The 19,784-nt window shown below is 65.7% G+C and carries 16 protein-coding genes; 8 read left to right on the top strand and 8 right to left on the bottom strand.

The annotated features are described in order from the left end of the window. The first annotated feature begins 91 nt into the window (after positions 1-91). From ACZ1J6_RS04865 to ACZ1J6_RS04885, 5 genes are all read left to right on the top strand, one after another. Entirely contained in the window at positions 92-2,497 is a 2,406-nt protein-coding gene (locus ACZ1J6_RS04865) for a TonB-dependent receptor (protein WP_465127050.1), read from the top strand. Between the two features lie 101 nt (positions 2,498-2,598). Next, on the top strand, positions 2,599-3,279 hold the full coding sequence (locus ACZ1J6_RS04870) for a Fe2+-dependent dioxygenase (RefSeq protein WP_465127051.1): 681 nt from the start codon (positions 2,599-2,601) through the stop codon (positions 3,277-3,279). Then, complete coding sequence (locus ACZ1J6_RS04875) at positions 3,276-4,403, top strand: alpha-hydroxy acid oxidase (protein WP_465127052.1); 1,128 nt, start codon at positions 3,276-3,278, stop codon at positions 4,401-4,403. Before ACZ1J6_RS04870 ends, ACZ1J6_RS04875 begins: the two co-directional genes overlap by 4 nt. A 459-nt stretch (positions 4,404-4,862) precedes the next feature. Further along, positions 4,863-7,424 carry a TonB-dependent receptor gene (locus ACZ1J6_RS04880; RefSeq protein ID WP_465127053.1) on the top strand — a complete coding sequence of 854 codons (2,562 nt, stop codon included), beginning with the start codon at positions 4,863-4,865 and terminating at the stop codon, positions 7,422-7,424. 229 nt (positions 7,425-7,653) lie between these two features. After that, positions 7,654-8,037, top strand: coding sequence for a hypothetical protein (locus ACZ1J6_RS04885; protein WP_431567648.1), 384 nt, complete (start codon positions 7,654-7,656; stop codon positions 8,035-8,037). Positions 8,038-8,041: 4 nt separating this feature from the next. Here ACZ1J6_RS04885 and ACZ1J6_RS04890 read toward each other — a convergent pair whose 3' ends face one another. From ACZ1J6_RS04890 to ACZ1J6_RS04915, 6 genes are all read right to left on the bottom strand, one after another. Then, a complete protein-coding gene (locus ACZ1J6_RS04890) occupies positions 8,042-9,082 on the bottom strand; it encodes a DUF3667 domain-containing protein (protein ID WP_431567649.1) in 1,041 nt (346 codons plus the stop codon). 74 nt (positions 9,083-9,156) lie between these two features. Beyond that, a complete protein-coding gene (locus tag ACZ1J6_RS04895; RefSeq protein WP_431567706.1) occupies positions 9,157-9,945 on the bottom strand; it encodes a ParA family protein in 789 nt (262 codons plus the stop codon). A gap of 286 nt (positions 9,946-10,231) precedes the next feature. Next, positions 10,232-10,576 (bottom strand): DNA-directed RNA polymerase subunit omega, encoded by a 345-nt coding sequence (rpoZ, locus tag ACZ1J6_RS04900; protein ID WP_132265859.1) that lies wholly within the window; start codon positions 10,574-10,576, stop codon positions 10,232-10,234. A 65-nt stretch (positions 10,577-10,641) separates the two neighbouring features. Further along, a complete protein-coding gene (locus ACZ1J6_RS04905; protein ID WP_132265861.1) occupies positions 10,642-11,235 on the bottom strand; it encodes a DNA-3-methyladenine glycosylase I in 594 nt (197 codons plus the stop codon). Then, positions 11,217-11,873, bottom strand: coding sequence for a DNA oxidative demethylase AlkB (gene alkB / locus ACZ1J6_RS04910; RefSeq protein ID WP_431567650.1), 657 nt, complete (start codon positions 11,871-11,873; stop codon positions 11,217-11,219). Before alkB ends, ACZ1J6_RS04905 begins: the two co-directional genes overlap by 19 nt. Beyond that, positions 11,863-12,576: a 2OG-Fe(II) oxygenase gene (locus ACZ1J6_RS04915; RefSeq protein WP_431567651.1), complete on the bottom strand. Its 714-nt coding sequence runs from the start codon at positions 12,574-12,576 to the stop codon at positions 11,863-11,865. The genes alkB and ACZ1J6_RS04915 overlap by 11 nt, the downstream gene beginning before the upstream one ends. Positions 12,577-12,762: 186 nt before the next feature. Between ACZ1J6_RS04915 and ACZ1J6_RS04920 the strand changes: the two genes are divergently transcribed. Then, positions 12,763-13,587 carry a DUF4198 domain-containing protein gene (locus tag ACZ1J6_RS04920; RefSeq protein ID WP_431567652.1) on the top strand — a complete coding sequence of 275 codons (825 nt, stop codon included), beginning with the start codon at positions 12,763-12,765 and terminating at the stop codon, positions 13,585-13,587. A gap of 11 nt (positions 13,588-13,598) precedes the next feature. Beyond that, positions 13,599-14,060 (top strand): EF-hand domain-containing protein, encoded by a 462-nt coding sequence (locus ACZ1J6_RS04925; protein WP_132265869.1) that lies wholly within the window; start codon positions 13,599-13,601, stop codon positions 14,058-14,060. A 137-nt stretch (positions 14,061-14,197) separates the two neighbouring features. Here the strand turns inward: ACZ1J6_RS04925 and ACZ1J6_RS04930 are convergent, their stop codons facing one another. Continuing rightward, positions 14,198-16,471 (bottom strand): S9 family peptidase, encoded by a 2,274-nt coding sequence (locus ACZ1J6_RS04930; RefSeq protein ID WP_465127054.1) that lies wholly within the window; start codon positions 16,469-16,471, stop codon positions 14,198-14,200. Positions 16,472-16,756: 285 nt separating this feature from the next. Between ACZ1J6_RS04930 and fumC the strand changes: the two genes are divergently transcribed. Then, the gene (fumC, locus tag ACZ1J6_RS04935; protein WP_431567654.1) at positions 16,757-18,136 is read left to right on the top strand and encodes a class II fumarate hydratase; all 1,380 of its coding nucleotides are present in this window, start codon (positions 16,757-16,759) and stop codon (positions 18,134-18,136) included. Between the two features lie 57 nt (positions 18,137-18,193). Here fumC and ACZ1J6_RS04940 read toward each other — a convergent pair whose 3' ends face one another. Further along, complete coding sequence (locus ACZ1J6_RS04940; RefSeq protein WP_243841176.1) at positions 18,194-19,645, bottom strand: PAS domain-containing protein; 1,452 nt, start codon at positions 19,643-19,645, stop codon at positions 18,194-18,196. Positions 19,646-19,784: the final 139 nt, after the last annotated feature.

The following is a 19,784-nucleotide window of genomic DNA, read 5'->3' on the forward strand; positions in this document are numbered from 1 at the left end:
AAGCGATACAAATGTAACAAAGCATATTGCGAATGCGAATGACTCTCATTATCGGAAGCAGCAACGGAATTATCCGGTCATGAGGGGAATTATGTCTTTCAAGCCTTCGTCGGCGGCTGCGCGCCGCACTTTCCTCGCGCTTTCGTGTATCGCCCCGGCTCTTGCCCCCGCCGCGCAGGCCCAGCAGGCTGATGGACAGCGCGTGCTGGGCGGCGTGACCGTCAGCGATACCGCAATCGACGAGAAGCCCGGACGCGTGCTGGAATCGCCGAAGCGCACCCGCCCCGTCCTCGACACGCCGCAGACGATCACCGTGCTTTCGGGTGAAGTGATCGAGCAGCAGAACCTGCTCACCTTGCGCGACGTCCTTTCGACGGTTCCCGGCATCACCTTCGGCGCCGGCGAAGGCGGCACCGGCCCCGGCGACAACATCACCTTCCGCGGATACAGCGCCAGCAACGACATTACGGTCGACGGCGTGCGCGACAGCGCCCAGATCACCCGCACCGATTCCTACAATCTCGAACAGATCGAGGTGACGAACGGCGCCAATTCGGTGATTTCCGGCGCCGGTTCGACGGGCGGCAACATCAACATCGTCACCAAGCGGCCGAAGGCCGACGATGCGTACTTGGCGACGGCCGGGATCGGCACTGACAATTACTATCGCGCCACCGTGGATCTCAACAAGCGCGTCAACGACCTCGTGGCTTTCCGCCTCAACGCCATGTGGCACCGCAACGACGTGCCAGGCCGGGATGTCGAGGACTACAAGCGCTGGGGCGTGGCGCCCTCGGTCACGATCGGCATCGACAGCCCGACCAGCCTCACGCTGCAATACAACCACCAGGAAGACCGGAACATTCCCCAGTACGGTCTGCCCTACTACGCGGGATCGGGTCTGCCGGGCGTTCATCGCAGCGACTATTTCGGCTTCCGCAATGTCGACAAGCAGCGCATCAACGTCGACCAGCTCACCGCGATCTTCGAGCATGAGGTGAGCGACACCGTCTCCGTCCGCAACCTTGCCCGCTGGCAGGATTCGCGCCAGCTGACGCAAGTCGATCCGCCGCAGGGCACCTGGTGCCTGGCCAGCGGCGTGACCCCGACCGGCGCGGCCTGCACGGTCACCGGGATCTCGACACCGGTTCCGGCGGGCTACTACTATCCCACCGGGCCGCGCGGCACGACGCGCGATACCCGCAACCAGCTGATGTTCGACCAGATCGACCTCAAGGCGGTGTTCAACACCGGCGCGATCGAGCACACCATCGACATCGGCGGCGCGGCGACCTGGGAGAAGTACGACCTCTACAATGGCAATGTCCTGCGCAATGCCGATGGCACGGCTGCCTTCGCCCGCCTGCCGCTCATGAATATCGACAATCCTAACGAGGTCATCGCTGGTCCGGCCTCCGCGAACTTCACGTATGGCAGCAATGTCTACACGGGCCCGGTCAATTTCATCCGGACCGGCCACACCGTGGGTGAGCAGACCAACGTCGCAGGCTACCTGTTCGACACGATGAAGCTGGGCAAGTTCGAACTCAGCGCGGGTGCCCGCGTGGAGCGCAATGTGGGCACCACCCGCACCGATGCGATAGCGCCCTCCACCACGGCGACCGTGACCCAGGGCCAGGTGACGCCGGGCATCAGGACCCGCAATGCCGACACGCTGTTCTCCTACCGCGTGGGCCTGAACTACAAGCCGGTCGAAGACGTCAGCATCTACGCGGCCTACGGCAATTCCCGCACCCCCTCCAAGAACTCGGTCAACGGTGCCTGCACGAATTCCGGCGAGAACGGGGCGACCTCCTCGACCTGCAACGTCAATCCGGAATCGGCGAAAAACTATGAGATCGGCGTCAAGGGCGAGCTGTTCGACGGCGGCCTGCTGCTGACCGCCTCGGCCTTCCGCAACGAGCGCGACAAATACGCCGTCATCTCCGGCGATCCGACCGTTCCCGACCAGCAGCTCGATGGCAAGTCGCGCGTGGACGGCATTGCGCTCGGCGCCTCGGGCACGATTACCCCGGCCTGGACGATCACGGCGAACTATACCTATCTCAAGTCGAAGCTGCTGCAGTCCGTCTCCGATGCGTGCCTCGCGAACCCCGGAACCGGAACCTGCACCAACAGCCCCGCCAATCCGAACCCGGGCGGCGGGCAGTACCTGCCGCAGACGCCCAAGAACTCGGGTAGCCTCTTCACCACCTATCGCCTGCCCTTCGGCCTCACCGTGGGCTACGGCCTCACGTACCAGGACGGCTTCGTCCTAGCCGTGGCAACGCCGACCGCAGGCGCCGTCAAGTCCGACGACTTCCTGATCCACCAGGCCTACCTGGCCTATGACTTCTCGCCCAACTTCTCGGCGCAGCTCAACGTCAAGAACATCGGCGACAAGCTCTACTACACCCGCATCCGCGGCAACGGTGTGGGCTGGGCCACGCCCGGCGACGCCCGCTCGGCAGTGCTGACCCTCACCGCGAAGATGTAACAGGTCCCAACGGCCCGGCGGGCGCCTTCGGGCGTCCGCCGGGTTCCTGCAATTCATTCGCAGCGATTGCCAGCGCCCGGGAATTCGGCAAGAGAAGCCGCATGGTCATCGAAATTCCAGAGCTTTTCTCGCCCCAGGAAGTGCGCGAAATTCGCACAACACTCGAAGGCGCCGATTGGGCGGACGGCCGCGCCACCGCCGGTCACCGCGCGGCGCAGGTCAAGGAAAACGAGCAGCTTCCGCTCGGCCACCCCCTGGCAAAGCAACTTGCCGACCGCGTGCTGGCGCGGCTCATGCAGACGCCGCTGTTCATCGCCGCCGCCCTGCCGCAGCGGGTGCTCCAGCCCCGCTTCAGCCGCTACGACGGGCGCGGGCATTACGGCAACCACGTCGACAACGCGATCTTCCCGATCCCCGGCACCGGCGAGCACTTGCGCAGTGACATCTCCGGCACCCTGTTCCTCAGCGACCCCGAGACCTATGACGGCGGCGAGCTGGTGATAGAGGACATGTTCGGCACCCACAGCGTCAAGCTGCCGGCCGGGCACCTGGTCGTCTATCCCGGCAGCAGCCTGCACCGCGTCGCCCCGGTGACGCGCGGCACGCGTCTCGTTTCGTTCTTCTGGACCCAGAGCTTCGTCGCCTCGCCCGAACGCCGCCGGCTGCTGCTCGAACTCGACGGCGCGATCCAGGGCGTCGTCGTCGATCATCCGGAACACGCCTCGGTCGACACGCTCACGCAGGTCTACCACAACCTCCTGCGCCAATGGTCCTCGACGTGAGCGAGGGCCCCTTGCCGCCTTTGACGCAGATCCCGGCGAACTTGCGCAGCCTTGCCGACTATGCCCGCCGCGCGGCCGATCACTTCACGGTCGAGGCCTGGCGCCATCTGGAGGAAGGCTCGGGCGAAGGGCAGACGCTGCGCCTCAACCGCACCGCTTTCGCCCGCCGGGGTTTGCTCCCCCGCGCCATGGCGGACCTGCGCGGCGGCGAGACTGCGCTCGACCTGTTCGGACGCCGTCACGCAGCCCCGCTGATGCTGGCCCCGCTGGCCTATCAGCGCCTGGCCCATCCCGACGGTGAACTGGCGGTCGTCCGCGCCGCCACGGCGCTCGACACCGGCATGATCGTCAGCACGCTTGCCAGCTTCACGCTGGAGGAGATTGCCGAAGCGGGCCGTTCCTTCGCCGGGGAACTCGGCAAGGACGGAGCGCCCTTGTGGTTCCAGCTCTACCTTCAGCCGGACCGCCGCCACAGCCTCGATCTGGTCCGGCGCGCGGAAGGCGCCGGTTACGAAGCGATCGTGCTCACCATCGATGCGGCGATCAAGCTCTCCGGCATGACCCTGCCGCCGGGGGTCTCCGCGGCGAACCTCGCCGGCATGCCGATGCCCCGCCATACCGCCACCCCAGGCGGGCGCATCCTGCTCGGCACGCCGCTGGCCGATGCCGCGCCGCGCTGGGAGGACCTGGCCTGGCTTCGCGAAGCGACGCGCCTGCCGATCCTGGTCAAGGGCATGGTCCTGGGCGAAGACGCCCGCCGCGCCGTGGACCTCGGCGCGGACGGCCTGATCGTCTCGAACCACGGCGGCCGGGTGCTCGACGGGCTGCCGAGTGCGCTCGACATGATCGAGGATGTGGCGGCCGCGGTGGACGGCCGCATACCGCTGTTGGTGGATGGCGGATTCCGGTCGGGCACGGACATGGTCAAGGCTCTGGCGCTCGGCGCCCGCTCCGTGCTGATCGGCAGGCCGCAGATGCACGCCCTGGCAGTCGCCGGAATGCCGGGGGTCGCCCATGCGATCCACCTGCTGCGCACCGAGCTGGAAGTGACCATGGCAGGGCTCGGCTGCCCCAGGCTTGCCGATATCACGCGGGAGCGAGTCATTACCCTTTCCAGCGCGTGATACCGCGCTTTCCCGCGCCCACTCATCTCCCGTAAATCTCCGCAAAGGCATGCCACCCCCGCCGCTCGGTTAGGCGAGGCGGCAAGTGGTGCGGCGCTGTCACCAATTAATACAAATTGAGACGCCCCAAAGGGCGCGAACTTTGTCATGGCAGCAACAAAACAAGATGAGGGAATTACGAAAGTGGTGCGACTCCGTTTCGGTCTGCTGGCGTCGGCCGCCCTGGTGGCATGGCCTGTCGTCTCTGCTCATGCGCAATCGACTTCCGGCACTGCCGCGAATTCGACGTCCACACCGGCCCAACAAACACCTGCGACGAATATACCTGCGGCGAATGCTCCCACGACGAGCGCCCCTGTTACGAGCGCTCCTGTAACGAGCGCTCCGGTCCACACCGCCCCCGAAGAAAGCGGCGAAGAATTCGAGATCGTCGTCGCAGGGCAGAAACCGCGCGGCTCGGTGATCGGCGATATCGCGCCCGAAGTGACTTTCAATGCCGGCGACGTGCGCGCCCTGGGTGTTTCCAGTGTCACCGAGCTGCTCGAAGAACTGGCGCCGCAAACCGAGAGCGCGGGCGGCGGTGCGCCGGTCGTGCTGCTGGAAGGCCGTCGCATCGCCAGCTTCCGCGAAGTTGGAACGATCCCGACCGAGGCGATCCAGCGCGTCGAGATCCTGCCCGAGGAAGTGGCCCTCAAGTACGGTTATTCGGCCACTCAGAAGGTCGTCAACATCATCCTGCGGCAGCGTTTCCGCGCCTTCGCCGTCGAAGGCGGCGGCAAGCTGGGCACCCAGGGGGACGGCCTGGGCGTCAATACCAAGGGCGATTTCCTGGCGATCCGCCGCGGCGAACGCGTCAATATCGACGCCAACTATTCGCACGCCAATCCGATCACCGAGGCCCAGCGCGGCCTGGCCACAAGCGGCGGCGACGGCAACAACCGCACGCTTCGCCCGGAATTGGAAGCGCTGACGCTCACCGGAACCTGGGCCAAGCCGCTATCCCATGTCTGGATCGCCACGCTCAACGGCGAGGCCACCACCACCGACACCCAGGCTTTGCGCGGTAGCGCGGTGCCCAACGTCACTATCCCCGGCGGCAGCCCTTATGCCAGCGGCACCGCGGACGAGACCTTCCTGCCGACCGTCGACGGGCTTTCGCCCTTGCGCAACAGCAACAGCACCCAGACCGGCCACCTCGGGCTGACACTGAACGGCACCACCCAGAAATGGCAGTGGAGCGTAATCGGCAACTACGACCACAGCGACACCCGCTCGATCCAGCAGCGGCCGCTGAACCTGGCCGACTATGCTGCAGCCGTAGCCGCGGGCGATCCGCTGGCCGATCCCTCGCTGCCGGTCGCCGGGGAATTCCTCGACTTCCTGCCGGTGAACCAGACGCGCAATTCCACCGACAGCGCCGAACTCAACCTCGTCGCCACCACCTCGCCCCTGCAACTGCCCGCGGGCGCCGTGAACACGACGATGAAACTGGGCGGCAATCTCGACCGTTCGGACGGCACGGTGACCCGCCTCGGCATCTCCCAGCCCACCAGCGTCGGCCGCGACCAGGGCGAGGCCTCCATCAACATCGACATTCCGCTCAGCAGCCGCGCCGTGCCGCTGTTCCCGGGTGCGGGCCGGATCTCGCTCAACGCCAATGCCGCCGTGCGCCAGATCGGCGATTTCGGGACCTTGCGCACGTTCGGCGGCGGCCTGACCTGGAACCCCACGAGCCAGTTCAGCCTGATCGCCAGCTACCGCGACGACCAGAACGCCCCCACGGCCGCACAGCTCGGCGGCGCCGTTATCACTACGGCCAATGTCGACATCTTCGACTATACGCGCGGCGAATCCGTGCGGGTGACGGCAGTGACCGGCGGCAATCCCGACCTGAAGGCGGCGGGCATGCGCAATTTCAGACTGGGCGGGACGTTCCGGCTGAACGATCCCAACATCACGCTCAACCTCGACTATAATCGCACCTGGCAGCGCAATCAGGTGACCGCCCTGCCCGGCGCGACCCCGGCCGTGGTCGCGGCCTTCCCCGAACGCTTCGCCCGCGATGCCGACGGCGAACTGGTCGCCGTGGACTTGCGACCGATCAACATCGCCAGCGAGGACAAGTCCCAGCTGCGCATGGGCATCACCTTCACGAAGTCGCTCAAGACGCCGCAATCGCAGATCGATGCCATGCGCGAAAGCATGCGCAAGCGCTTCCCGAACGGCTTTCCCGGTCGCCGCGGGGGTGACAACGACGCGCCGCCGCCGCCGCCCGGCGAGGGCGACACCGCCGCAGCCGGGCGTGACGCGCCGGGCGGCGCCTCGCCCGATGCAGCGGCGAGCGCTCCCGGCAACAGCGGCGGGACGGAGGCCGGCGGCGGCGAAGGGCGGAGTGGCGGCGAAGGACGCGGCCCGGGCGGCGGTGGTTTCGGCGGTCGCGGTGGTTTCGGCGGCGGCGGGTTCGGCGGTGGCGGCGGACGCGGCGGACGCTTGACGTTCTCGCTCTATCACACCTGGGTCTTCTCGGACCGCGTCGTGCTGCGCGAAGGGCAACCCGAGATCGATCTGCTCGACGGCGGCACGATCGGCGCCAGCAGCGGCGGCACGCCGCGCCACAAGCTGGAACTTCAGAGCGGCTATTCCCAGAGCGGCCTGGGCCTGCGCCTCACCGGCAGCTGGCAGAGCGGCACCACGGTCGACGGCGTGGACGGCTATCCCACCACCCAACTCCGCTTCGAGGATTTCGCCAAGTTCGACTTGCGCCTCTTTGCAGACCTGGGTCAGCAGCCCAAGCTGGTGGACAAGATACCCTTCCTGCGCGGGGCGCGGGTGACATTCTCCGTCGCCAACCTGTTCGATGCGCGCCAGAAAGTGCGGGACGGCAACGGCAATACGCCGCTGGCCTATTCGCCTTACTACCTCGACCCGGTAGGCCGGGCTTTCCAGATCACATTCCGCAAGCTCTTCTTCACGGGACCTCCTGGAGGCCAGCAGCGCTCGGGCGGGAACACCCGGTTCTGAACGGCGAGGCGAAGGCGGCCCGATCCGCCGCCTTCGCCTCGCCGGATCGAAGCCCGAAGCGAACGACATCGGGAAGGGAAAGTTAAGGCTGGTATTTGCGAATGATTTGCAATAGCATTGATTTGGCGATCTGGAGTGCCTGACGATGACCTTCCACTTTCCTTCACCAATCCGGCCTTCACCAATCCGGCCTGCACCTGCTCCGCTCGCACCTGCTCACCTCTCGGCCATGCTGCCACCGAGCGTGCTGGTCGATGCGGCGCGGTGCTGGCGGCACGCTCGCGGACAGGATCGCCCCACACAGCCGTCCCTCGCCTCGTGCCTGGACACGCTGGACTGCGTCGTGCTGGCGCCGGTGATCGACAGCTTCTGCCTCCTGTTCGAAGGCGCGCTCGGCCGCCCGTTCCGGGTGGGCAGGTCGCATAGCCTCTCCTCGGACGAACGGCTGATGGTGGCTCTGCTGGAAGGACCGGCCACCCGCGCCGCCGCCCTCCCCTGCGAAGAGCCGCGCGGTCGCTTGCTGGATCTCGCGATCCGCTCGACGCGGATCATGGTCGCCTTGACGCTCAAGCAGACCCGCCGGGCCAGAGCGCTCACCGAAAGCCCATCCTGACCGATCAGAGGCTGATCTGTGCCATGATCATCACGAAGAAGATGATCAGCGCCGTCGAGGAGAACCAGACGAGCAGCACCGTACGCCACAATGCGCCGAAGCGGCCAAGGCCGTAAGCCCCGCGCAATTGCCTGAACATGTGGATCGGCGGGAGAAAGAACAGCACGGCCAGCAGTGCATTGGCGCCGAGCCAGTCCATCACCATGCCGAGAATCACCAGCATCGTCATGAAACAGAGCGAGTAAGTGACGAAAACCGTATGGTCGTAGAGGTGAAACCGCCGACTGAACGGGAAAAGCAACCACAGGAACGGCACAGAAATCGGGATCAGTGCCCAGCTGTACTTATAGGCGTAAGTCTGAAGCTTGTAGGCGGCGAGTTCGGGGTTCTTCTTGAACTTCCTGATGGCCTTATCGATCTGGTGGAAATCGCTGAACCGCCGGGTATCGGGAATATTTTCGGCAATGGCGGAGCGGGTGTCCTTCATCGCCTCCAGCGCCTGCTCCCTGCCGTCGATACGGCGGTCCAAGTCGCCCGTATCGGCACGGCCGTCCTTCAGTTTCTGCCGCTGTGCCTTCAGGACGCCGAGTTCGGCCTCGGTGCCGCTGATCGCCTTGTCGAGATCGCCGCTCCGAACGGCCGGCGTTTCGCCGCCCTCACTGCCTTCGAGCGCGTGGAAGACCGCGAACATCAGGAACACGCTGAACAGGAACAGCGCGATCGGCGAGACATAGCTGGCGCGCCGTCCGTCGATATATTCGCGGGTCAGCCGCCCCGGCCGCCAGGCGAGCATCGGCAGCGTCCGCCAGATCCTCCCCTCGAAATGAAACACGCCGTGCAGCAGGTCGTGGAAGAAAGCGCCCAGACTGCGATGGACATGGGCCGCCTGGCCGCAAGCGTGGCAATGCGTACCGATCAGAGGCGTGCTGCAATTGAGGCAGGCCGTCTCATGCGTATGGCCCTGGCTCCCTTGCGCCGGGTCCACGGCAGAGGCAGTCAAAGTGCCCTGGCCGATTTCCGCGAGACTTTCCGAGATCCCGTTCATGCGTTTCCCCCTGAAACGCCGATGAACCTACCGCGTTGTCGCCGCCCTGAACAGTCGTTCCAGAGAAGCCCGCGTCAGACCCGCCGCTCGGCGAGTTTGGCTTCGATGGCATTCCACAGCCGGGCAAACTGCTGCGCCGCGGGGCTTTGCGGGGAATGCGCGCCGACGGGCTGGCGGTGCACCGCGCATTGTTCCACCGCACTGGCATAAGGCACGGTCGGCCAATTGGGGTTGGCGTCGCGCGCCTGCTTGTGAAGGGCGCGCCGCAGATCCAGCATGGACAGCACGGGCAGGATCGGCGGATGACGCCGGGTATTGCCTGCAATCTCGCGCACGACCAGATCGAAGGCGCGTGCCGAAAGCGGCGATGGCGGCAGCGGCACGATCACCAGATCGGCCGCGCGGACCACTTGCGCGGACAGCTCGTTCATCACCGGAGGGCAATCGAGCACGATCCGGGCGTAGTTTCCGGCCAGTTCCTCCGTGAGCTTGGCCAGGCGCCGACGTTTGCCGATGCGCACCAGCTGGGCGTCAAGCGCGCGAATGCTTTCGTCTGCAGGAAGAACGTCGATCCCGTCCCAGGCTGTGCGCTGGATCAGGCGCGTAGGCGATCGATCGCGCGAGAAGACATCCTCGGCCAGTCCCGAACCCTTGGGTTCGAGGCCATAGAGAAACCCGGAACCGCCCGCTGCGTCGAGGTCCCAGAGCAAGGTCGAATGCCCGTCCTGCGCCGAACACCAGGCCAGGTTGGCAGCGAACGTCGTTTTACCGACGCCGCCTTTCACGCTGTAGATGGCGATCGTTGCGCTGTTTTCCGGACGTGGCCCCTCATCCTCGTCCTCACGCGCGGCTGCCGACAGCATCCGCGCCCGCACCGATCCGCCGGCGATCCGGGGCAACTTGTTCTTCTTTCCAGCCACGCGGAGATCGTTGCCCGTCACGGCCCATCCGTCAACCGCGAACCTTGGCATTATGGCCCAGGGCATTCGAACGGAACGAATGGCCACCCAGCCAAACGGGCACGGCCCGCGCTTTCATCCGGTCTCCCGCAGTCTGCACTGCATGGGAGAACCGGAAGGAAGCGCGGGCCGAAAATGCCGCAGGATCGACTGAAAGGGCTGAATCCGGTTTCCCGGTCAGCCCGGAAAATCAGCCGTCGTAGTCGCCGCCCAGCGAGGTGTTGCGGGTCGGAGCCGAGGCCGTGATGCGCAGGGCTTCGGCCGACTGGCTGAGCGAGCCGATTTCGTCCATCTCGTCGTCGTCGTCCGGCAGGACGCGCTGCATCGAGGTGACCAGCGTTTCCTTGAGGATCGAAGGGGTGACGGTTTCCTCGGCGATTTCGCGCAGGGCGACGACCGGATTCTTGTCACGATCGCGCTCGAGGGTGAGTTCCGCACCGCCCGAAATCTCACGCGCGCGCTGCGCGGCAAGAAGGACCAGATCGAAGCGGTTGGGAATCTTGTCGACGCAATCTTCGACGGTAACGCGCGCCATGGGCACTCCGTATAAAATCTGGTGGATCGGTGAACCTGGCCCGATAAGCCCCGATCCGGGCAAAGTCAAGAAATCTGCGCGCCTGCCACTGCGTCCCTGCGAAAGCACGTCGTCTCGTGGTCGTTGACCACGCCCACCGCCTGCAGCCAGGCATGGACGACCACCGGGCCGACGAAGCCAAAGCCCCGTTTCTTGAGCGCCGCCGACAGCGCATCGCCCGCAGCCGACCGCGCCGCGCTGCCGGTCCCGTCACCCATGGCAGGATCGCCGTCCACGAAGGACCAGACGAAAGCCGAAAAATCCTCGCCCCGCTCCTGCATGTCCAGAAAGCCGCGGGCGTTGCGGATAGTCGCCTCGATCTTGGCGCGCGAGCGGACGATACCGGCATCGCCCATCAGCCGCTCGATCTCGGCAGGCCCATAGGCGGCGATGCGAAGGGGATCGAAGCCCTCGAAAGCGGCGCGGAAGGCATCGCGCTTGTGAAGGATCGTTCGCCACGACAGCCCCGCCTGAAACGTGTCCAGCACCAGTTTTTCCCAAAGCGCACGGGAATCACGGATGGGCACGCCCCACTCTTCGTCATGATAGGCCCGCATGCGGTCATCGCCCTCGGCCCAGCGGCAGCGGTGGATCGTTTCGGTCACGAGGTCTCTCGGCATCGGGCTTTCCGGAATGTTAGGTTGTAGCGCCAGGGTCCGGTCTCAGGATGGTGCCCCCGCTCCACGCTGTCCAGTCCGTGGAAAACCAGTCGCGAGGGCCCGCCCCAGACCACCACGTCACCATGGTGCACGCGGTGCCGCCGCACTTTGTCACCGCGCGCGAGGCCTCCCCAGAGAAAGCTGGCCGAAAGCCCCAGCGACACCGAAACGATCGGCGCCTCCCGGTCGCGCTCGTCCATGTCCTGGTGCAGCGAGAGGCGCGTCTCCGCATCGTACCGGTTGACGAGGCAGGCATCGGGCAGGAAGCCATCATATCCCGCCCTGGCTGCGGCACGCCCGGCCAGCGACAGGAAGGCCGGCGGCAAGGGCGGCCAGTTCAACCTCGTTTCCGGATCGAGCGGCTGATAGCGGTAGCCCTTGCGATCGCTGACCCACCCGGTCTCGCCGCAATTGAACATCCCGACCGACAGACGCCCGCCGCTGCGGGTCGTCATGTGCCGGAACGGTGAAATAGCCGCGAGGCGGGGAATCTCGGCAAGCAGCAGGGAAGCCTCGGCCAGTCCGAAACCGCCCAGCAGCACGGCGCCGGGGCCGAGCGGGATGGCTTCGCGGCTTTCGGCGAACAGGTCAGGCTGCATCGTGGAAGATGATCCCCAGAGTATGCCGCTTGCCGGAATGCAGCTTGGAAACGCCGTGCCGCATGGTCACGCGGTAGTCCCCGCGCGATCCGCGCTGCGGCCGATTGTTGACGGCGAAGACCACCGCATCGCCCTGAGCCAGCGGCACCACGATCGGCCGCGACTGCATACGCGGTCGCTGCTCGGTCAGGACGAATTCTCCGCCAGTGAAATCCCGGCCGGGCGCGGACAGCAGGACCGCTACCTGCAGCGGAAAGACATGTTCGCCGTAAAGGTCCTGGTGGAGGCAATTATAGTCGCCCGGCCCGTATTGCAGCAGCAGCGGCGTGGGACGGCGCTGGCCGGCCTCATGGCAGCGGGCGATGAAGCTCTCGTGGTCCGGCGGGAAGCAGGTGGTCAGGCCCATGCGCTCGTTCCAGCGGTTCGCAAGCGGCGCCAGGCGGGCGTAGAGCGCCTGGCGCAAGGCTTGCACCGGATCCGGCAAGGGATAAGCGAAATAGCGATATTCCCCCAGCCCGAAGCCATGCCGCGCCATGTGAATGTGGCTGCGAAACGGGCCGGAAACATCGTAAAGCGCCGCGATCCGCGCACATTCGGTTGGATCCAGGAGGCTAGGGAGCAAAGCCCATCCTTCGCTGTCGAGCTGGGTCTCGGCATTCGCCCAGGCGGCGGCGTCCTCGGAAAAGTACGTGCTTTCGATCATCGGGCAGCGCCTAAGCTCATAGCCCGGCGATAGCGATCCGATCCTTGCGGTCAAACTTCATTGCAGATGGCCGGGCGGGTGAGTTGCCTGCCGCTGCCGGGGATGCCGCAACCGCACGGCGATATTGCTCTCCGGATACAATTATCGCTATTGATTCGCATTAGATTATATGGCCAAGAGTTCGCCATGCCTATCATCGAGAAAGACCCGATGCCCTTCTCTCACCGCTTCAGCACGATCGCCCCTATCCTCGGCAGTCTCGCCGCCGTCACTCTTGTGGCTTCGCCGGCCCTTGCCCATTCGCCTTACCTGCTGCCCAACGGCTTCGCGCTCGACAAGGAGGATCACGTCACCGTGGAAGCCTCTTTCAGCGAGCACGTCTTCGTGCCGACCGTCGCCATGCAGTCCGATGACTTTCACCTGGTAGGACCGGACGGAAAGGCCGTGCCGCTGAAACCCGTGGCCCTGCGCGATCTCGTGATCCTGGAAGCCCCGCTGCCCGCTGACGGCACTTACCGCCTGACCAGCGGAGAGCGGCAGGGCCGCGTCGCCAAGGCCGCGCTGATCGACGGCACATGGGAATTCGTGGCGCCGAACCGGCCGCTTCCTGCCGGCGTCGTCCCGGTCGACATGCAGAGCGTGACCAAGGCCGAAGCCTATGTGACGCGCGGCAAGCCCGGAGATGCCGCACTCGCGCCTTCCGGCAAGGGCATCGAATATCGCGCGCTGACCCACCCGTCGCTCATTCGCGCGGGACAGCCCGCCGAATTCGAGCTGTTGTTCGACGGCAAGCCGCTCGCCAATGCCGATGTCGAAGTGGAAGAAGCCCGCGCCGGGCAGGTCGAGAACCGAAGGCTGCCGATCATCACCAGCGACGCCCGCGGACGCTTCACCATTACCGCGCCGGAACCTGGTCTCTACTTTGCGATGACCCGCCACCGCGTCGGGGTGATGGGCGCGCAGCCCGCGCGAAGCTACACTTACGCCCTGACTTATTCGGTTACCAACTGAGGATGAATACCATGAAGACGGCCATCTGCGCGGCCTCCCTGATCGCCGCGACCCTCGCCGGCAGCACGGCGGCCCATGCTGCCTCCCACGATCTCGCCACCTTCATCAAGGAGCAGGATCTCGACGGCGACGGCAAGGTCAGCAAGGAAGAGTTCCAGCGCGGCCGCGACGCCGAATTCGCCCGGATGGATCGCAACCGCGACGGCGTGCTCTCGCATGACGAATATGTCGGCGACTACCGGGAGCGCCTGGAGCGCGAACTGGCGCAGCGCCCCGAAAAGGACCGCGCCGAAGAGCGTACCCGCCAGCTCCGTCAGGCCGAAGTGCGCTTCGGCGTGCTCGACAGCGACAAGAGCGGCAGCATCTCCCCGGCGGAATTCGCCGCCACCGGCTGGGGCATGTTCCTGCGCCACGACACGAACCACGACGGCTTCGTCTCGGCCGACGACACGCCTGCCAAGGACGCCGACTGATCTGGCCGGCGAGGGGGCGCGATAGGGCGGCGTGGTGACCGCCCTATCGCCGCTCCGCTGAGGTACCGCGCCGAGCCTGAGGCGGTGTCCAGTCCGGGTCCATCATTCCGAGCGGAACGAAGCCAGCCAGTGCAGCTTCACTGCAGGCTGCGGATGAAGAACTCGGACAGGCGGCGCGTCACATAATCGATCGGGCCGGTCGACCGCCCGACGCTGTGCTCGCCGCCCGGCACCACCAGCAGGTCGAAGTCCTTGTCCGCCTTGATGAGGGCATCGGCGACCTGCATGGTCGAGGCGGGATCGACATTGCTGTCCTGCTCGCCCACGATCATGAACAGTTTGCCCTGGAGCCGAGCGGCATTGTCGACGCCGGAGGCATCCGCATAGCTCTTGTCCACCGGCCAGCCCAGCCACTGTTCGTTCCAACTGATCTTGTCCATGCGGTTGTCGTAGCAGCCCGCCATGGCGACGCCGGCCTTGTAGAAATCGCCATGGAACAGCAGCGCGTTGAGCGTGCTCTGCCCGCCCGCCGAAGCGCCGTAGATGCCGACGCGGCCGATGTCGTAGGCCGGGTCTTTCGCCGCGAGAGCCTTGTGCCAGAGGATGCGGTCGGGAAAGCCCGAATCCTGGAGGTTCTTCCATGCCACGTCCTGGAAAGCCTTGGACCGGTTGGCAGTGCCCATGCCGTCGATCTGCACGACGATGAAGCCCAGGTCGGCCAACGCCTGCATGCCGATCACCTTGTCGCCGCCGGAATGGTAACCGAAGGGCCAGAAGCTCTTGGGCACGAAGCTGTCGTGCGGGCCGGCGTAGATGTTCTCGATCACCGGATATTTCTTCGCCGGATCGTAATCGCGCGGCCGGACGACGAGCCCCCAGATGTCGGTCTTGCCGTCACGGCCCTTGGCGGTGAACACTTCGGGCGCGTGGAAGCCGGCGGCGGCGAGGCGGCTGATATCGCCCTTGGCCACTTCCATGATCGGCGCGCCGTCGCTCGTACGGTGAAGCACGCTGACATTGGGCAGGTCCACCCGCGAGTAAGTATCGACGTAGAACTGCATGTCGGGAGAGAAGCTGACGGTGTGATCGGCGCGCTCGGGCGTGAGCGGGGTGAGGTTCCGGCCGTCGAAATCGATGCGATAATAGTGGCGGAAATAGGGGTCCTCGCCAGCGGTCATGCCGCTGGCGGCGAACCAGATCTGCCGCTTTTCGTCGTCCACCTTCACCACGTCGCGCACCACCCACTGGCCGGTGGTGATGCGGTTCTTCACTTTGCCGGTGCGGCCGTCGATCAGGTAGAGGTGGTTCCAGCCATCGCGCTCCGAAGCCCAGACGATCTCGGCGCCCAGCCCCTTCACGTCGTGCGAGAAACGGCGGTCGGCATAGACGAACGTCTTCGCATCCTCGGTGACGGCGGCATGGGCCGCGCCGCTGGCAGCGTCGACCGCGATGATCCGTGCCTGCCCGAAACCGCGGCGGACATAGTCGAATTCGGCGCTCTTGCCGTCGGCGCGCCAGCGCACCCCGGAAAGCTCGTAGGCATTGGGGAACAACGCCGGGTCGACCACGGTCTGCCGCTTCTCAGCAATGTCGAAAAGCACCGGCTGCTCCTCGTCGATGGCATCGCCGGGCTTGGGATAGAGCTGCGTCTGGAGGCCCGGCTGCGCCTTGTCCTTCGGTGCCGCTTCCACGCGCAGGACATGGCGCGCGAAACCGGGACGCACGCGATAAGCGATCAGGTGCCGGCTGTCGGGCGACCAGGCAATCGTCTCGGGATCATAGAAATTGCCGGACGAACCATCGCTGCTGAGGCGAACGACCTCCAATGTCCCCGCAGCGCGGACCACCAGGTTGTCATCCTGGACAAAGGCTTCCCACTTGCCGTCCGGCGAAAGGCGCGGATGATTGTCCGCCGGTACCGAGAGATCGCGCACCACGCCGAAACCCCGCGGACGGCGCGGGTCTTCCTGCTTTTGGCAGGTGTAGTCAGTCAGCTTGCAGCGCCAGCCCTCTTCGTCGAGCCAGAACTGTATGGTCTGCCGATCGCCTGCATAATCGAACTCGGCGAAAGGGAGCCGCAGCGGGGCGACCGCATGGCCCAGCGCTTCGGTCAGGCTCGCGGCCAGGCGCTGCTGGTCGAACGCGGCGCTGCGCTTCTGCGAAACGGCTTCGACAGTCTCGAAGGCGAAGCCGCCTTCCACGGTCTTGCGATAGGAAAAGGCCGTTCCGTCCGGCGTCCAGTGCGCGGGCCAGGACACGTCGCGGGTGAGATACTGCCAGCTTTCGCGCAATGCCAGCGACCGTTCCAGGTCTGCCCGCGTCGGCGCCGCAATCACCGCCCCGGAAACGATTGCCGCGCAGCCCGCCAACATCAATCCGCAGATACGGGCACGACGAGCAGCAAGCGACATGGGATAGGACCTCGGCAAGGAATGGAAACCAGGATCGTATACGGTATTACACCGTCGGCGCAATATGCACACCTGACCCTGCCCGTCAGGACGAGAACCGGCTCATGCGGAAACCGCCGAACCTTAAGCGATAATTGCTAATGCTTCGCATATGCTTTTCCTCAAACAACGGCCATGGTCTCCCAGCGGTGCATTGATTCGCCGCCATTGAACCCCTCGGGGGGAGATCCTAGGTTCAACACGGGCCAGATAGCGCGGTCCGGCAACGAGGAGACGGTTACGGCCATGGATATTCGTCGCGAGTCCGACAGCATCGGTGAAATCGAAGTTCCTGCGGAGGCTTATTGGGGCGCCCAGACCCAGCGCAGCATCGAGAACTTTCCCTTTGCCGCCTCCGAACGCATGCCTTTGCCGATCGTGCGCGCCCTCGCCCGGGTGAAGCTGGCCGCCGCCCGTGCCAACCGCGCGCACGGCCTCGACGCCAAGCTGGCAGACGCCATCGAGACGGCCGCCGGTGAAATCGTTGCGGGCAAGCTGGACGCGCAATTCCCCCTCGTGATCTGGCAGACCGGCAGCGGCACCCAGAGCAACATGAACGTCAACGAAGTGATTGCCGGACGCGCCAACGAGATCCTCTCCGGCCAGCGCGGCGGCAAGAGCCCGGTCCATCCGAACGATCACGTTAACCGCGGCCAGTCCTCCAATGACAGCTTCCCCACCGCGCTGCATGTCGCGGCGGTCGTGTCGATCGAGGAGGAGCTGGTGCCCGCACTGGACCGGCTGACCGCGTCGCTCGATGCCAAGGCCAAGGCCTGGACGGATATCGTCAAGATCGGCCGCACCCATTTGCAGGATGCCACGCCGCTGACACTGGGCCAGGAGTTCTCCGGCTATGTCCAACAGCTCCGCGATGCCTACCAGCGGATCCGCGACGCCGAAAAGGGCGTGCTGCGTCTGGCGCAGGGCGGCACCGCCGTCGGCACCGGACTCAACGCGCCGGAAAACTTCGGCGAGGATATCGCCGCCAATCTGGCCGAGCAGACCGGCAAGGCCTTCGTCAGGGCACCGAACACGTTCGAAGCCCTCGCCAGCAACGACGCCCTGGTCCAGCTTTCCGGCACCTTGTCGACCCTGGCCGTCGCGCTGACGAAGATCGCCAACGACATCCGCCTGCTCGGCTCCGGCCCGCGATCCGGCCTGGGCGAACTCGATCTCCCGGCGAACGAGCCCGGCAGTTCGATCATGCCGGGCAAGGTCAATCCCACCCAGTGCGAGATGTTGACGATGGTCTCCGCTCAGGTGATCGGCAACCACCAGGCCGTAACAGTCGGCGGCCTTCAGGGCGCTTTCGAGCTGAACGTGTTCAAGCCGATGATCGGCGCGGCGGTGATCCGCTCTATCGAACTGCTCGCCACGGGCATGACCAGCTTCGCGGAACGCTGCGTGGACGGTATCGAGCCGAACCGCACCCGGATCTCCGAATTGCTGGAGCGCTCGCTGATGCTGGTGACCGCGCTGGCGCCCGAAATCGGCTATGACAATGCCGCCAAGATCGCCAAGCATGCCCATGCCGAAGGGCAGACCCTGCGCGAAGCCGCGCTGGAACTCGGCCTGGTAGACGGCGCCACTTTCGACCGTCTGGTGCGGCCGGAAACGATGGTCTGAACCCGGCCGCTTGAGCTCAGTCGACGGCGTTGCCTCAAGCGCCGCCGCCGACGCGGTTCAGCTTTCCTCGGCTTCGTCGGTCTTCGGCAGGACCAGCGATATCCGGCAATGGAGCCCGCCGGGGGCGAAATCGAGCACCGAAAGCCCCTTGTCCGCCACGAAGCTGCGTTCGACGAGCCGCGTGCCGAATCCCCGGCGCAGCGGCGGACCGACCGGCGGCCCGTCCCGCTCGGTCCATTCGATGACGAGCCGCTCTAGGTCCCCCTCCGCTTCGAGATGCCAGGCCAGGGCGATGCGCCCCTCCCCGTCCGAGAGCGCGCCATATTTCACGGCATTGGTCGCCAGTTCGTGCAGGGTCAGGGCCATGGACACCGAAGTGTGCGGCGCCAGCAGCACTTTTGGCCCGGAAATCGTGACGCGCTCGATCGCGCCGCCGACTGCCGCCGTCACCGTTGCGCGCGCGGTCGCGGCCAGTTCGGCAGGCTGCCAGCTTCGCTCGGTCAGGAGGTCATGCGCCAGGGCCAGGGCCCGCAGGCGCGCATCGAAGATCTGGCGCGCGTCGCCGGCCGTTTCGATGTCTCGGAACGACTGGGTGGCCAGGCTCTGGACGATCGCCAGGGTGTTCTTCACGCGGTGGTTCAGTTCGTCGATCAGCAATTGCTGCCGCTCCAGCGCGGCCACTTCCTCGCTGACATCCTGGCCCTGCACGAAGATCTGGCCGACCTTGCCTTCCTCGTCGAAGATCGGCTGGTAGATGAAGTCCAGGTAGCGATCCTCAAGCTGGCCGGTTTCCTCGCTGGCCAGCGCCACGCGCACATCGCGGCCGATATAGGGCTCCCCAGTGCGATAGACCTCGTCCAGCAGATCGACGAAGCCCTGGTCCACCACTTCGGGCAGGGACTCGGCCACCGTCTTGCCCACGATGTCGCGCTGGGCGATCAGGCGGCGGTAGGCATTGTTGGCGATGGTGAAGACGTGGCTGGGCCCTTCGACGATCGCCACGAAGCCCGGCGCCTGGTCGAACATCGTCCTGATCCTCTGGCTTTCGGCGGCGAGATCGCGGTTGCGCGCCTGCACCGCGCGCGCCTGGTCCATGACGTGCATCTCGTCCCGCAGCTTGCGCAGGCCGTGCAGCTCGGTCACGTCCACGGTGTGCTGCAGGATGAAGGCCACTTCGCCGTCCGGACCTGCCAGAGGGGTGTGGGTCGCGCTCCAGTAGCGGCGCTCCATCGTGCCGTCGTCGCCGCGAATGTCGTAGCGGATGAGGGCCAGTTCGTCCTTCTCGCCGGTCGCCAGGACGCGCGCGAAGGAGGCCTGCATCATCTCGTAGCTATCGCTGCCCGGTTCGCTGGGGAAAGCCTGGAACACGCCCTGCCCCATCAGTTCTTCCCGGCGGCGCATCGTGGCCTTCAGGTAAGCCTCGTTCATCCACGCGATCTTGAGATCGCGGTCGAGGACGATGTAGGGATTGGGTGAAAGTGAGAATAGCGCCTCTAGATCGATGGGCAAGCCTAGCTCCATGCCGGTACGGCGCCCGAAGCGCGTATGGCAGAGCACTGCGGCCCGGCGGCTCCGCTGTCAACCGGCCAGGCCGGCCAGGCATCCTCCTCGCCCTTCGACATGCGGAGCCTCGCTTCGGAAGGGGCAA

It is taken from the genome of Novosphingobium sp. BL-S-21 (assembly GCF_055521655.1).

Excerpts from the sequence above, each read along its gene's own strand:
- ACZ1J6_RS04865 (WP_465127050.1), top strand. The coding sequence starts at position 92 with ATGTCTTTCAAGCCTTCGTCGGCGGCTGCGCGCCGCACTTTCCTCGCG.
- ACZ1J6_RS04870 (WP_465127051.1), top strand. The coding sequence starts at position 2,599 with ATGGTCATCGAAATTCCAGAGCTTTTCTCGCCCCAGGAAGTGCGCGAA.
- ACZ1J6_RS04885 (WP_431567648.1), top strand. The coding sequence starts at position 7,654 with ATGCTGCCACCGAGCGTGCTGGTCGATGCGGCGCGGTGCTGGCGGCAC.
- ACZ1J6_RS04890 (WP_431567649.1), bottom strand. The coding sequence starts at position 9,082 with ATGAACGGGATCTCGGAAAGTCTCGCGGAAATCGGCCAGGGCACTTTG.
- ACZ1J6_RS04895 (WP_431567706.1), bottom strand. The coding sequence starts at position 9,945 with ATGCTGTCGGCAGCCGCGCGTGAGGACGAGGATGAGGGGCCACGTCCG.
- rpoZ (WP_132265859.1), bottom strand. The coding sequence starts at position 10,576 with ATGGCGCGCGTTACCGTCGAAGATTGCGTCGACAAGATTCCCAACCGC.
- ACZ1J6_RS04905 (WP_132265861.1), bottom strand. The coding sequence starts at position 11,235 with ATGCCGAGAGACCTCGTGACCGAAACGATCCACCGCTGCCGCTGGGCC.
- alkB (WP_431567650.1), bottom strand. The coding sequence starts at position 11,873 with ATGCAGCCTGACCTGTTCGCCGAAAGCCGCGAAGCCATCCCGCTCGGC.
- ACZ1J6_RS04915 (WP_431567651.1), bottom strand. The coding sequence starts at position 12,576 with ATGATCGAAAGCACGTACTTTTCCGAGGACGCCGCCGCCTGGGCGAAT.
- ACZ1J6_RS04920 (WP_431567652.1), top strand. The coding sequence starts at position 12,763 with ATGCCTATCATCGAGAAAGACCCGATGCCCTTCTCTCACCGCTTCAGC.
- ACZ1J6_RS04925 (WP_132265869.1), top strand. The coding sequence starts at position 13,599 with ATGAAGACGGCCATCTGCGCGGCCTCCCTGATCGCCGCGACCCTCGCC.
- ACZ1J6_RS04930 (WP_465127054.1), bottom strand. The coding sequence starts at position 16,471 with ATGTCGCTTGCTGCTCGTCGTGCCCGTATCTGCGGATTGATGTTGGCG.
- fumC (WP_431567654.1), top strand. The coding sequence starts at position 16,757 with ATGGATATTCGTCGCGAGTCCGACAGCATCGGTGAAATCGAAGTTCCT.